Raw genomic sequence first — 12,102 nt, 5'->3', positions numbered from 1 at the left:
AGGGACGTGATTGACGGACAGCGGTCTGGCTCCGTATGGCCGTGACCGGCATCGAGTGTCAGCGTCAAGCCCTGGCTCGCCGACCGGCAACCCTCCCGACGCGGTGGGATGCTCCAGGTGAAAGCCCGGCAGAGTCGCCGACTCTGCAAGCGCGTCGCCCCATGACCCGGGGCCGAGAACGCAGGCCGGTGTGCGACAGAGCAGCGACCTGAGCACCTCCGTCGCGGCCGCCGTGTTCTTCTCCCGGTTCTCGCGCCGGCGCCACATCGATCTGCAGCGGTTCGCCGGCTGTCTGTGTAGCCGCTGACCCTTTTCCCGCCGTCCTGACGTCATCCGCCGTCGGCGGCAGTGCCTTCGCGCACCGGCGTCACCTCCGGCACCCTTCTTCCCCTCCTTCAACGCACGTTGTTCGCCCGCACGTCCGTGGCCCCTACTGACACGTGCCCGGGCGCTGGACGGCGAATGGGCCCGGCAGCGATGACCGACGAACAGGAAAGCGGTGCGGACGTGACCGCAGCACTGCTGGAGATCCGTGGCCTGACGGTGTCGTACGGCACCCGTGGGGGCCGCGTGCAGGCCGTGCGGGGCGTGGACCTGGACGTGTGCCCGGGTGAAGTGACCGCGGTGGTCGGCGAGTCGGGGTCCGGCAAGAGCACGACCGCGCACGCGATCACCCGGCTGCTCGCGGCCAACGGCCGGATCGACGCGGGCTCGGTGCGCTTCGGCCGGCACGAGCTGACCGAGCTGACCGAGCTGACCGAGGCGGAGCTGCGCACGGTGCGCGGGGCACGGATCGGTCTGGTCCCGCAGGAGCCGACAGTGTCGCTCAACCCGGTCAAGCGCATCGGGGAGCAGGTCGCCGAGGTGCCGCGCATCCACGGTCTGGCGAGCCGCCGTTCCGCGCCCACGGAGGCGATCGCGGTCCTCGAGCAGGCCGGGCTGCCCGATCCGGCGACCCGGGTCCGGCAGTACCCGCACGAACTGTCCGGCGGGATGCGGCAGCGCGCCCTGATCGCCATCGCGGTCGCCGCGAATCCGGAGGTGATCATCGCCGACGAGCCGACCAGCGCGCTCGACGTCACCGTGCAGCGGGTCATCCTCGACCATCTCCGGTCGCTGACCGAGGAGTTGGGCACGGCGATCCTGCTGGTCACCCATGATCTGGGGGTCGCGGCCGACCGGGCGCAGCGGCTGGTGGTCATGTCACAGGGGCAGGTCGTCGAGTCCGGTCCGACCAGGGACGTCCTGGACGACCCACAACACGCCTGCACACGGCAGCTGTTGGCCAACGCGCGGCGCACCGAGTGGACCTGCCCTGACGCCGGCGCCGAGAGTGCCGGCGGGCGGCGCGGCACAATGGCCGTATGGGCGCCGAGATCGTGGACGAGGCGGTACGGGTGGCGCCGGCGCCGCCCCTGCGGGGACTGGTGGGGTGGTACTCCGGCTACCGGCAGCGCGGCATCCCGGCCGCGACGCACCGCGGGCTGCCCTCGCCATGGCTGACGCTGATCCTGACCCTGGACGAGCCGCTGAGCATCGCCGCCCATCCCGATCCGGGAGCCGCCCCCGGCGACTACCCGACCCTGCTGGGCGGGCTGCACACCTCGCCCGCCCTCATCCGCGTCCCCGGCCGGCAGTCGGGCGTCCAGCTCGCGATCAATCCGCTCGGCGCCCGCGTCCTGCTCGGGCTGCCCGCGGGCGAGCTGGCGGGGATCGACGTCCACGCCGACGACGCCCTCGGCGCCGATGTGAGCGAGGTGCACGACAGGCTGCGCGAGGCATCCGGCTGGCCCGCCCGCTTCCGCGTCCTCGACCAGTGGCTGCTGGCCCGGATGACTGGCCACGGTCACGGCCACATGCCCGCCGCACCCCTCGCGGAGGCCTGGCGGCGGCTGCTGTCCACCGGCGGCCGGATCCGCGTGGACGAACTCGCCGCCGCGACCGGCTACAGCGACCGTCACCTGCGCAACCGTTTCCGCGCGGAGATCGGCCTCACCCCGAAGGCGGCCGCCCGGGTCGTCCGCTTCGACCTCGCCCGGCGCCGTCTGGCCCGGCTTCCCGGCCAGAGCGATCTCGCGGGTCTGGCCGCCGACTGCGGTTACGCGGACCAGTCGCACCTCGACCGGGAGTTCGCGGCGCTGGCCTCCTGCACGCCGAGCGCGTGGCTGGCGCAGGAGTTCCGAAACATCCAATCCGGGCACCATCCGCCCGCGTGACGCTGATGGGGTACGGCCGAATCCCAGCACCGAAAGGCCCGCCGTCATGACCGACACCGCCAAGCAGCCGCCCGCCCCGCAGGTGTGGCCCACCCTGCGCGCTCGCGACGCCCGCGCGCTGATCCGCTTCCTCGTCGACGCCTTCGGCTTCGAGGAGACCGTCGTCTACGGCGACGGTGACCTCGTCGAGCACGCCCAGCTCAGCTGGCCCGAGGGCGGCGGAGTGATGCTGGGGTCGGTGCGCGAGGGCCAGGAACCCGGTGAGGGTCCCACCCCTCCCGGGGCCTTCAGCGCCTACGTGGTCACCGCCGACCCGGACGCCGTGCACGCCCGCGCCAAGGCTGCCGGCGCCGAGATCACCACCGACCTCCACGTCACCGACTACGGCTCCCGAGACTTCGCCGCCCGCGACCCCGAGGGCAACCGCTGGTACTTCGGCACCTACCGGGGCGGGCCGCGCTGAGAGTCACCGCTCAGGTCGCGGTGTAGCCGAGCTGGCGGCGCATGTACGGCGTCATCAGCGTCTTCGCCTTGGCCAGCACCGAGGTCCGGCCGCCCAGGACGGCGGTCTCACCGCCCGGGATGGGCACGGCCGTGACGCCGTCGGCCGAGCCGAACGGAACGATCAGCGGAGTGCGGTGGAGGGGGCGGTACAGGCGTGGCTCCTTGCGGTGGCGGCCGGAGCTGTTGAGGTAGGTGCGGATGTTCCAGGCCGCGAGGTCGGCCTGGGCGAGTGCGGCCGGGGTGATCTTGAGCTCGGTGGCGTCGTTGACGTCGCCGACCGCGAACACGTCCAGGCGCCCGTCGACGCGCAGCGTCCGGTCGACCTTGATGTGCCCGGCCGCGTTCAGCCAGTCGCCGTGTCCGCCCAGCCGCAGCCACAGCGTGTTGGGGGTGGTGCCGGTCGCCCAGAAGGAGAGGTCTGCGGTGATGACGTTGCCGTGCGCGTCCCGGTAGGTGCCGAAGTCGTTGCCGGGGGACATGAAGGCGTCGAGGCGCACCTCCACGTCGTGTGCCTCGAGCCAGGCCTGTGCGCGGCGGCCGACGCGTTCGATGCCCGTCGAGTGCAGCAGCCGGGAGCCGGAGTGGGCGAGCGTGACGCGGGCGTCCGGGCGGGCCAGGCGTATCTCGGCGCTGAGTTCGACGCCGGACGGTCCGCCGCCGACGACCAGGATGTGCTCGGCACCGGCCACCCTGTACTGGTGGTCGGCGAAGGCCTTGACCGCCTCCTCGGCGGTGGTGCCCACGAAGCGGGCCGGTTCGGGGTAGTCGGCGCCGGTGGCGATCACCACCACGTCGTAGGGCAGCCGCTCCCCCGTGCCGAGCACCACCTGCCGCTCGGCCGTGTCGATGCGGACCGCCTTGCCGACGACCACCCGGCCGTGGTGCAGCAGCCGGTCGTAGGGGATGAACGGCGTCACCGACCATTCGGGGCGGACTCCTGCCCGTAGGGAGGCGATCCGGTGGAAGAAGACCTCCTTGCGGTCCACCAGCGTCACCCGTGCCGTCGCGTCCAGCCGTTTCGCCAGGCGTACGCCTGCGTAACCACCGCCGATCACCACTACGTCGCCGTCGTGCACGCCGCGTCTCCTGTGCAGGTGGGGGGGGAAGGGCGAGCGGCACGGCGCGCCGGCGTCCTGGGCCACTCGAAGTGGCCTCGAGCCTAGCCCTTGAAGTTTTAAGCACATGCGCGAAGTGTGTGTGCGTCCCGTGAAGCGTTGGCGAGTAGTTGACGCGCAGTCACCGCACGAGACAGGGCCGTTGGGCGTCGAGGGTCCAGTACGAGCCGCATGTGTCAGTTCTCCCTTGAACCGCCGTTCATTCGCTGAGCCCCTGCCACGTCCGGGCGGGCGTCAGGGGGACCGGTTCGGGGCGTTCGACCGTGGTCGTCAGCGGGATGCGCCTGCCTTCGGCCGAGGAGCGCAGCAGGGCCGTCATCGTCTCCAGGACGTGCAGGGCGAGGTCCCCGTCGGCGCGGGGCGGGCGCCGGTCGTCGGCCCGGACGAAGTCGAGCAGGCCGACGCCGCGGGCCGCGTCGGCGTACCCGGCCGACGGCGGGAGGGTACGCCAGTCGGCACCGCCCAGCTCGAAGAGCCGTACCTCGCCGTCGAAGCGGTTGGGGTCGGGGACGGACAGCGTCCCCCGCTCGCCGTGGACCTCGATCGGCGCGGCGGTCGTGGTGACGCCGTCGAAGCTGGTGGTGAGGGTGGACAGGGCGCCGTTCGCGTGCTCCAGGACGCCGGAGACATGGCTGTCCACCTCCACCGGGATCCGCTCCCCCTGACGCGGCCCTGACCCGATGACCCGCTCGCCGCGCAGCCTGGCGGCCGCCCCGGTCACCGCCCGTACCGGGCCGAGGAGTTGGACGAGCGCCGAGATGTAGTAGGGCCCCATGTCGAGCAACGGGCCGCCGCCCGGCGCGTAGTAGAAGTCGGGGTGGGGGTGCCAGCGCTCGTGTCCCGGGGTGACCATGACCGCCGACGCGGCGAGCGGCCGCCCGATCAGTCCGGCGTCGACGGCGGCGCGCGCCGTCTGGGTGCCGGTCCCCAGCACGGTGTCCGGCGCACACGCCACGCCGACACCGGCCGCCGCCGCGGCGGCGATCACCGCTTGGCCGTCCTCGAAGGTCGCGGCCAGCGGCTTCTCGGTGTAGACGTGTTTGCCGTGGCCGATCGCGCCGAGGGCGATCTCGGCGTGCGCGGCGGGCGTGGTCAGGTTGAGAACAGTCTGGATGTCGTCGGCCGAGAGCAGGTCCGGGACGCTCAACGCCTTGGCGCCCGGCAGTTGCCGGGCGGCTTCGGCCGCGCGGGCGGCGTCGAGGTCGGCGACGGCGGCGATCTCCACGCCGGGGTGGCGCGCGAGCGTGCCGAGGTAGGCCCCCGCTATGACCCCGAGCCCTACGATGCCGATGCGGTGCGCGTCGCCCACAGCATTCCCCTCTCGATGACGGTACGGACGGTCGGGTCTTCCAGTACGTCGAGACTGTGTCCCGGCGTGGTGACGACGATGCGGCCCTCGCCCCACCGCCGGGTCCAGATCGCCGGTGACGTCACCGGGCGGTGCCACGGCTGCCAGGGCCGTGCCGGATGAGTGGTGGTGGCCAGGACGTCGATGAGGTCGTCGTGCAGCACCCAGTACTGCTCGGTCTCCAGCTCGAAGTCCGCCAGCCCCGCGGTGACTGGGTGCTCGCGGCCGAGTTCCGTGAACTGCACGGTGTGCGGCAGGAAGTTGTCCTCGGCCCCGCCCCGCCGCAGGCAGGGCTCCTTGCCGGGGTGGGTCGCGAACTGCCCGCCGACCAGGTGCAGATAGTCGGAGGAGGCGCGGAAGGAGTCGGCGATCCCGCCGTGCCAGCCGGTGAAGCCGGTGCCGGCGGCGACCGCCGCGCCGAGGCCGGCCAGCTGCTCGTGGGTGATCTCCGACATGGTGACGCACTGCACGATCAGGTCGGTGGCCCCCAACTCGCCGGCGTCGCCGTACACCTCGGTCGACTCCTCGACGCGCACGGCGTAGCCGTTGTCCTTGAGGAAGGGGATGAACAGCTCGGTCGCCTCGACCGGACGGTGCCCCTCCCATCCACCGCGCACCACCAGGGCCCTCTTCTGCGCCACGTGCCGCTCCCTCTCCGCTTGCCGGCTTCAACCCAAGGGGGCCTGCCCAGCCGGAACAGCGGATGAACCGAAGGCGGTCGGGGTCGGCCACGTGATCGACGCCACACAGCCCTAGATGTTCAAAATTTGAAGCACGGCGGCTAAGGTCTCCCTATCCGATTCAAATTTGAAACAGTCGTCGCCCCGGGAGTTGCCATGACCGTCCACGTCCCCGACGCCTCCGTCCGCACCCGGGTCACCATCCCGCTGCGCTTCGCCGACGGCTACGAAGTGACCGCCGAGACCGTCACCTTCCACGGCCTGGTCGACGGCAAGGAACACGTGGCGCTGATCCTCGGTGATCCAGGCTCGGCCCCGGCCCCGCTGGTGCGGATGCACTCCGAGTGCCTGACCGGCGACGTCTTCGGCTCCGCCCGGTGCGACTGCGGACCCCAGCTGCGCGAGGCCGTCGAGCGCATCGCCCAGGCCGGCGGCGTGCTGCTGTACCTGCGCCAGGAGGGCCGCGGCATCGGCCTCTACAACAAGCTCGACGCCTACGCCCTGCAGGACGCCGGCCTGGACACCTACGAGGCGAACACCGCGCTCGGCCTGCCCGAGGACGGCCGGGACTACACCGCCGCCGCCCAGATGCTCGCCGCCCTCGGCATCCGCGAACTCGACCTGCTCACCAACAACCCCGACAAGGCAGGCCAGTTGCGGGACCTGGGGGTCGACGTCCGCTTCGTCCGCCCCACCGGCGTCCACTCCACCCCCAGCAACCTGCGCTACCTGAACGCCAAGGTGCGGCACACCCACCACACCATCGACCTGCCCCTGGTCGCCGGCCTCGCCGGCTGACGCCCGCCCCACCACTGCCCTCGGAGTGCCACCATGCCCACCTCCCTGGGGCGCGCCGCCACCGACGCCGCCCCGCGCTACGCCAAGCAACTCGCCTCGCACTTCGGCCGGAAGATCCCCGCCGAGGAGACCTCGGACGGGGGCTTCCGTCTCACCTTCCAGCAGACCGACGTCCTGCTCGAGCCCTCGCCGGACCATCTGCTGATCCGGGTGACCGCGTCCGACAGCTCCTCGCTCGCGGCCGTCCGGGACGTGGTGGCCGGTCACCTCGAACGCTTCGGCCGCCGCAACGAGTTGACCGTCGTCTGGGAACAGTGAGTGCCGGTCCGGCGGCACGCGGCCCGCTGTGAGGGGCGCGCTCACCTCCGCGAGGTCCCGGCGGCCTCGCCCGCGTCCGGCTTCCCATCGGGGGTGTCCTCCGGGTGTCGCCGCTGCGGGCCGGGGGCGGTGTTTCCGCGTGAGACGTAGAGGCCGCCACGAAGGCGGCGCAGGGGCGTGACACGGCTGTGGATCTGTGACGACTTACCGGCGTTCATGACCCCACCCTGCGGCACGTGACCAGACGCAGCCAGGTCCCTCCCGTTCGCAGGACCACCGGTCCCCGTAGCGACACCACCACCGTCAGCGGGAATACGCCGGCTCCGGGCGCACCACCCACCCGAACACCACGAGCGAGCACACCGCCGCGAACGCGCACCAGGTCGAGAGGAACTCCAGCCGCCACAGGGTCCAGCACACCAGCGCACCCACCCCGGCCAGCAGACCGAGCCCGCGCAGCCACCGGTCGCCCGCCAGCAGCAACGCGCCGACCGTGGCCAGGAGATAGCCCGCGACGAGAACGCCCGCATGCGTCAGCCCGAGAACATAGCCGACGGTGTGTCCCCGGATCTCGGCGCGCACCGGACGGGTGGCGACGGCGTACGACAGGACGGCGGCCGTCGCGACACCGCTCGCCAGCGGAACGGCCGACCGGGCCCTGACCGGCCCGGGATCCGCGCAGACGACGGCGATCGGCACCCACACCGCCAGCAGGGGCAGGGCGATCACGGTCCAGACGACGGTCGCCGGACCGGTGCCGCCCCCGACGTGCCAGACCCACGCCTCCACCAGTTGATGGACGCCGAGCAGCAACGGCAGCGCGGCCAGCGGCAGTTCGCTCACCCGTCGCGCCCGCGCCGCACAGGTCGCGCCGACGCCGGCGATCCCGGCGCCGGCGACGAGATCGGCCGTCGCGCTCCAGCACATGTTTCCACCATGACGTCCGGCCTGCCGCCGTGCCACCGGCGGCCCGGTCGGCCGGGGCGGTTTCAGGCCGCTCCCGCTCCGTCGGCCCGGTCCGCCGGCGGCGGCCCGCTGGTCCCCCGCACCACCAGCTCGGGGTCCACCACGGCCTCCCGGGGCTCCCGTTGGGGATCCTCCAGCCGCTCCACCGCGAACCGGACCGCGTGCTCGGCCATGAGCACCGCGTCCTGCCGTACGGTCGTCAGGCCGATCGGCATCAGATGGGAGAGGTGGCTGTCGTCGTAGCCGACGACGGACAGGTCCCGGGGCACCTCGACGCCGGCCCGGGTCAGCGGCATCAACAGGCCCATCGCGCAACGGTCGTTGCCGGCGAGCACGGCCGTCGGCAGCGGCCGGCCGCGGTCGCGCTCGGCCAGCAGCAGGCGTCCGGTCTCGATGCCCGACTCCTCGGTGTGGTCGCCGGGCAGCACCCGCTCCTCGGCCTCGAGCCCGTGCCGGCGCATCGCCGCGCGGTAGGCGCGCCGCCGCTCGGCCGACCCCGGTCCCCGGCCGCCGTCGATGTGCACGATCCTGCGGTGGCCGAGCTCGACCAGGTGGTCCATCGCCTGGCGCACGCCCTTGCCCTCCGCGGAGTGCACGAAGTCGACCTGGGCGTGCGGGACCCGGCGACTGACGGAGACGGCGACCGTACGGCGCCCCAACTGGTCGAGGAAGGCGGGCTCGGCGAAGGAGCCGAGCAGGATCACCGCCTCGCAGCGGTGACTGAGCAGCGCCTCGACGGCCTTCTCCTCGCTGCGGCCACGGGTGGCGCCGGACAGCAGCACCTCGTAGCCGAGGCGTTCGGCCTCGGGATAGATGCCCTCGATCAGGTTCGTGTGGAAGGTCTGCTGCACGGTGAACATGACGCCGAGCGTGCGGCTGCGGCCGCGCGCCAGCAGCCGGGCCGCGCTGTCGGGACGGTAGCCGATCTCGTCGGCTACCCGCAGCACCCGCTCACGGGTCTCCTCGCTCGCGCCCGGCTGGTTGCGGAACACGATCGAGACGAGCGCCCGCGACACGCCGGCCTTCTCGGCGACGTCCGCCATCGTGGGCCGCTGCTTGCTCGCTGCATCCACCTGTGGACCATCCTTCGACGCCGCCACCTCAGCGACGGTCCAGCGGAACCGGGGACATCGTACTCGGGTAGCGCGCACTAGTAGAGCGCGCGAGGTACCAGTCGGGCGTCACCTGCTTGACAGGTGACGCGGCACGGTGCGAACCTGCCGTGGCAGGCGGAGAGAAGCCTCGATCCGCCAAGCAGTGAGCGGAGGTCGACCATGGAGAGCCACAGCACCCCGGACAGCGCTGCGGCCGCGCGCCATGCGCGGTTCGGCAAGCTGCCCGAGCGCGTCCGCTACGAGCAGATGGTCGAGGAGAAGCCGGCCACACCGCACGACCCGGCGAGGGAGGCGTACAACCCCGAGGGTTCGTGGATGTCCTTCTCCTGCCTGGCCGCCGACCTGGGCCTGTGACGGAAACGCCGCCGGCGGCCGAGCCATCCGTCAGTGCTGCGCCGGAGGCGGTGGCAGCCGCAGGTGTCGTACGTCCTCCGGGAGAGGACCGCCGGGCCGGAACAGCGGTGCCGCCTCGCCGTCCGCGGCTGTGGCGGGCGCGTCGGTGAGGCGCATGCGCTCGCGCAGCCTGCCGTAGAAGTCGGCGGCGGTGAGCCTGACCAGGCGCAGCGGTTCGGGGGCGGCCGTCACGCCGATCCAGTCCCCGGGGTCGAGAACGCCCCGTGGCTGTCCGTCGACGCTCACCGCGGCCCGCCCGGAGTGCGGGAGCACGCGCAGGGCGATCGGCTCGTCGGCGGCCGCGACCACCGTGCGGTTGAACGTCATGTGCGGGGCGACGGGGGTGAAGACCACCGCCCGCAGGCGGGGCGAGAGCACCGGTCCCCCGGCGGCGAAACTGTAGGCGGTCGAGCCCGTCGGGGTGGCGACGATGAGGCCGTCGGCGGAGTACGAGGCCAGCAGCCGGCCGGCGATGTAGACGCCCACGCCGACCTGGCGGTCCCGGGCCAGCTTCTCCACCACGATGTCGTTGAGCGCGGTGACGTCCAGGGCGACGCCCCACGAGTCGTCGTCGGGGCCGGCCTCCCGGGGCGGTGGCGGCGGCAGGGCCGGGCCCCGCCCGTAGCACAGGATCTGCTCCATGTCGGAGGGCATCTCGAGCGGCTTCGACGCCCGCATCGTGAGTGTCATCCGCTCCTCGCACTCCGAGCGGCCGGCGTGCACGGCGTCCAGCGCCCGCTCGACGTCGGCGACCGCGGTCTCGGTCAGGAAGCCGACCTTGCCCAGGTCGACACCGAGGACCTGGATGTTCTTCTTCGCCGCGATGCGCGCGCCGCGCAGGAAGGTGCCGTCCCCGCCGAGGGTCACGATGAGGTCGGGGCTGCCCGCGGCCCGCACCTCCTCCCGGCCGCCGCGACGGCTGCCCTGCCCCTGCCACACGTCGATGTCCACGCAGCCGATGTCCCGTCGCGCGCACCATTCGCGCACCGTCCGCGCGCCCGACACCGCCTCGGGACGGCCTCCGTGCACGACGAGTCCCAACCGGCTGATCGGCATGGCGCCTCCCGGGCTGCGCTGATGCGTCTACGGGCTCCGAGTCATGGTCACAGCTTTCCCGGGGGCCCGCCACGGTGCCCTCCTGCACGCATCACCCCACGAGGGCGGGAGCCGGATCGCGGACCATGAACACGTCCACCGGGTCCTCGCTCTCGACCCGGAAGCCGAGCCGTTCGTACAGGCGCCGGGCGGGGCTGCCCTGCAGCACGTTCAGCCGGACCGGGACCGCGTCGCGGTCGCACCGCTCGAACAGGGTGCCCAGCACGGCCGTACCGATGCCGCGGCCCTGAAGGCCGGGCTCCAGGTAGAAGTGCTCCAGCCAGTGGGCGTCGTCCGCCGGACGCAGGGCCACGCAGCCGGCGAAGGCGCCGCCGATCTCGATCACCCAGGTGTGCGCCGGGACGAACCGGTCCAGCAGCCGCTGCCGCACACGGTGCTCGTCGTAGCGCCCCAGCCGTTCCAGGTCGGCCCGCATCACCGTCGCCCGCAGTTCGGCCGCCGCCTCGGCGTCAGCCGGGAGGGCCTGCCGTATCTCCCACTCCGCCATGATCAACATGCTATCGGCCGGGCCCTGGCCGCCGTCGGGCCTAAACCTGGATCTCCTGGTCGGCCACCGACGCCGCGTGTTCCAGCACATGGTCGAAGAACCGCCCCGAACTCGGCGGCAGGGTGCGCGAGGTCAGCCAGGCGATGCCGATGTCCCGGGCCGCCTCCACGTCGGTGACCTGGAGGTACGACGGTCCGCCGGCCTGCGGGTCGGCGTGCGGGCGCGGGACGAGCGCGACCCCGAGTCCCGCGCCGACCAGGCCGCGCAGGGTCGCCACCTCGTCCCCCTCGAAGCCGACCCGGGGGCTGAAACCGGCCTGCCCGCACAGCGCTTCGGTGACGGAGCGCAGGCCCTGCTCGTGCCGCAGCAGGATGAACGGCTCCTCGGCGACCTCCGCGAGCCGCGCGCGCCGACGCTGGGCCAGCCGGTGCCCCGGGGGCACGGCCAGCCACAGCGGCTCGACCAGGAGGCGGCGCCAGGTGATCAGGGGGTGACCGGGGTCGCCGGCGGTCAGGAGCAGGTCGGCGGTCCCGTCCAGCAGGGCCTCGACGAGGACGACCTCACTCCCCTGGCGCAACTCGAACCGGGAGAGTGGGAAACGCCCGCGGAATCCGGTGATCAGCGGCGGCAGCAGCCAGGTGCCGAGGGAGTGCAGGAAGGCGAGGGGGATCAGGCCCGCTTCCGGGGCCACGGTCTCGTGGACCGCGCGCAGGCCGCGGTCGAGCCGTTCCAGTCCCGCGTCCACGTGTTCCTTGAACGCCCGCCCGGCCGGTGTCAGCCGCAGCACCCGCCCGACCTGCTGGAAGAGCTCGGCGCCGACCTCGTGTTCGAGGCGTCGCAGCGCCCGGGACAGAGCAGGCTGCGTCAGATGCGCCTCAGCTGCGGCCTGGGTCACGGTGGCTCCGTCGGCCACGGCGACGAAACAGCGCAGTACCTGCACATCCATGCGACCCATGTTACTGATGCATGGATTTCCGCACACCCAGGCATTGGACGCATGGAAGCCGGGGCGCCACCCTGGGAGAGGCAAGGCGACCGACGGTCGC

14 protein-coding genes, 1 pseudogene and 1 riboswitch are annotated in these 12,102 nt (G+C 72.7%); of the genes and pseudogenes, 7 read left to right on the top strand and 8 right to left on the bottom strand.

Features of this window, described 5'->3' with window-relative positions:
- Positions 1-47 precede the first annotated feature (47 nt).
- Positions 48-158, top strand: a riboswitch (SAM riboswitch).
- A 32-nt stretch (positions 159-190) separates the two neighbouring features.
- The 4 genes and pseudogenes from ACIRVK_RS36950 (at position 191) to ACIRVK_RS36935 (ending at position 2,679) form a co-directional block, all read left to right on the top strand.
- The gene (locus tag ACIRVK_RS36950; RefSeq protein WP_404255046.1) at positions 191-307 is read left to right on the top strand and encodes a putative leader peptide; all 117 of its coding nucleotides are present in this window, start codon (positions 191-193) and stop codon (positions 305-307) included.
- 155 nt (positions 308-462) lie between these two features.
- Positions 463-1,293: pseudogene (locus tag ACIRVK_RS36945) on the top strand (ABC transporter ATP-binding protein); the annotation flags it as partial.
- A 71-nt stretch (positions 1,294-1,364) separates the two neighbouring features.
- A complete protein-coding gene (locus ACIRVK_RS36940) occupies positions 1,365-2,216 on the top strand; it encodes a helix-turn-helix domain-containing protein (protein WP_404255044.1) in 852 nt (283 codons plus the stop codon).
- A 46-nt stretch (positions 2,217-2,262) separates the two neighbouring features.
- Entirely contained in the window at positions 2,263-2,679 is a 417-nt protein-coding gene (locus ACIRVK_RS36935; protein WP_404255042.1) for a VOC family protein, read from the top strand.
- Between the two features lie 10 nt (positions 2,680-2,689).
- On the opposite strand, the gene ACIRVK_RS36930 is transcribed toward ACIRVK_RS36935, so the two are convergent.
- The 3 genes from ACIRVK_RS36930 to ACIRVK_RS36920 form a co-directional block, all read right to left on the bottom strand.
- A complete protein-coding gene (locus ACIRVK_RS36930) occupies positions 2,690-3,796 on the bottom strand; it encodes an NAD(P)/FAD-dependent oxidoreductase (RefSeq protein WP_404255040.1) in 1,107 nt (368 codons plus the stop codon).
- Between the two features lie 238 nt (positions 3,797-4,034).
- A complete protein-coding gene (locus ACIRVK_RS36925) occupies positions 4,035-5,144 on the bottom strand; it encodes a Gfo/Idh/MocA family protein (RefSeq protein WP_404255038.1) in 1,110 nt (369 codons plus the stop codon).
- Positions 5,114-5,824 carry a ThuA domain-containing protein gene (locus tag ACIRVK_RS36920; protein WP_404255036.1) on the bottom strand — a complete coding sequence of 237 codons (711 nt, stop codon included), beginning with the start codon at positions 5,822-5,824 and terminating at the stop codon, positions 5,114-5,116. Before ACIRVK_RS36920 ends, ACIRVK_RS36925 begins: the two co-directional genes overlap by 31 nt.
- A 195-nt stretch (positions 5,825-6,019) precedes the next feature.
- Here ACIRVK_RS36920 and ribA point away from each other — a divergent pair, with 195 nt between their 5' ends.
- On the top strand, positions 6,020-6,661 hold the full coding sequence (gene ribA, locus ACIRVK_RS36915; protein ID WP_404255034.1) for a GTP cyclohydrolase II: 642 nt from the start codon (positions 6,020-6,022) through the stop codon (positions 6,659-6,661).
- 33 nt (positions 6,662-6,694) lie between these two features.
- Positions 6,695-6,979: a DUF2218 domain-containing protein gene (locus tag ACIRVK_RS36910; RefSeq protein WP_404255032.1), complete on the top strand. Its 285-nt coding sequence runs from the start codon at positions 6,695-6,697 to the stop codon at positions 6,977-6,979.
- 303 nt (positions 6,980-7,282) lie between these two features.
- Here ACIRVK_RS36910 and ACIRVK_RS36905 read toward each other — a convergent pair whose 3' ends face one another.
- Both ACIRVK_RS36905 and ACIRVK_RS36900 read right to left on the bottom strand, forming a co-directional pair.
- Positions 7,283-7,906, bottom strand: coding sequence for a DUF6629 family protein (locus ACIRVK_RS36905; protein WP_404255030.1), 624 nt, complete (start codon positions 7,904-7,906; stop codon positions 7,283-7,285).
- A 62-nt stretch (positions 7,907-7,968) separates the two neighbouring features.
- Positions 7,969-8,988 carry a LacI family DNA-binding transcriptional regulator gene (locus ACIRVK_RS36900; protein WP_404255106.1) on the bottom strand — a complete coding sequence of 340 codons (1,020 nt, stop codon included), beginning with the start codon at positions 8,986-8,988 and terminating at the stop codon, positions 7,969-7,971.
- Positions 8,989-9,219: 231 nt separating this feature from the next.
- On the opposite strand from ACIRVK_RS36900, the gene ACIRVK_RS36895 reads away from it, so the two are divergent.
- Complete coding sequence (locus tag ACIRVK_RS36895; protein WP_404255028.1) at positions 9,220-9,414, top strand: hypothetical protein; 195 nt, start codon at positions 9,220-9,222, stop codon at positions 9,412-9,414.
- Between the two features lie 30 nt (positions 9,415-9,444).
- On the opposite strand, the gene ACIRVK_RS36890 is transcribed toward ACIRVK_RS36895, so the two are convergent.
- The 3 genes from ACIRVK_RS36890 to ACIRVK_RS36880 form a co-directional block, all read right to left on the bottom strand.
- Positions 9,445-10,509 (bottom strand): NAD(+)/NADH kinase, encoded by a 1,065-nt coding sequence (locus ACIRVK_RS36890; RefSeq protein ID WP_404255026.1) that lies wholly within the window; start codon positions 10,507-10,509, stop codon positions 9,445-9,447.
- A gap of 91 nt (positions 10,510-10,600) precedes the next feature.
- The gene (locus ACIRVK_RS36885; RefSeq protein ID WP_404255024.1) at positions 10,601-11,056 is read right to left on the bottom strand and encodes a GNAT family N-acetyltransferase; all 456 of its coding nucleotides are present in this window, start codon (positions 11,054-11,056) and stop codon (positions 10,601-10,603) included.
- Between the two features lie 40 nt (positions 11,057-11,096).
- Positions 11,097-12,002, bottom strand: coding sequence for a LysR family transcriptional regulator (locus tag ACIRVK_RS36880; RefSeq protein ID WP_404255022.1), 906 nt, complete (start codon positions 12,000-12,002; stop codon positions 11,097-11,099).
- Between the last annotated feature and the right edge of the window lie 100 nt (positions 12,003-12,102).

It is taken from the genome of Streptomyces sp. NPDC101152 (assembly GCF_044768275.1).
In the GTDB taxonomy this organism is placed as follows: Bacteria; Actinomycetota; Actinomycetes; order Streptomycetales; family Streptomycetaceae; genus Streptomyces.
The sequence above is the reverse complement of the archived record's forward strand: the minus strand, read 5'-3'. Positions and strand labels throughout refer to the sequence as shown.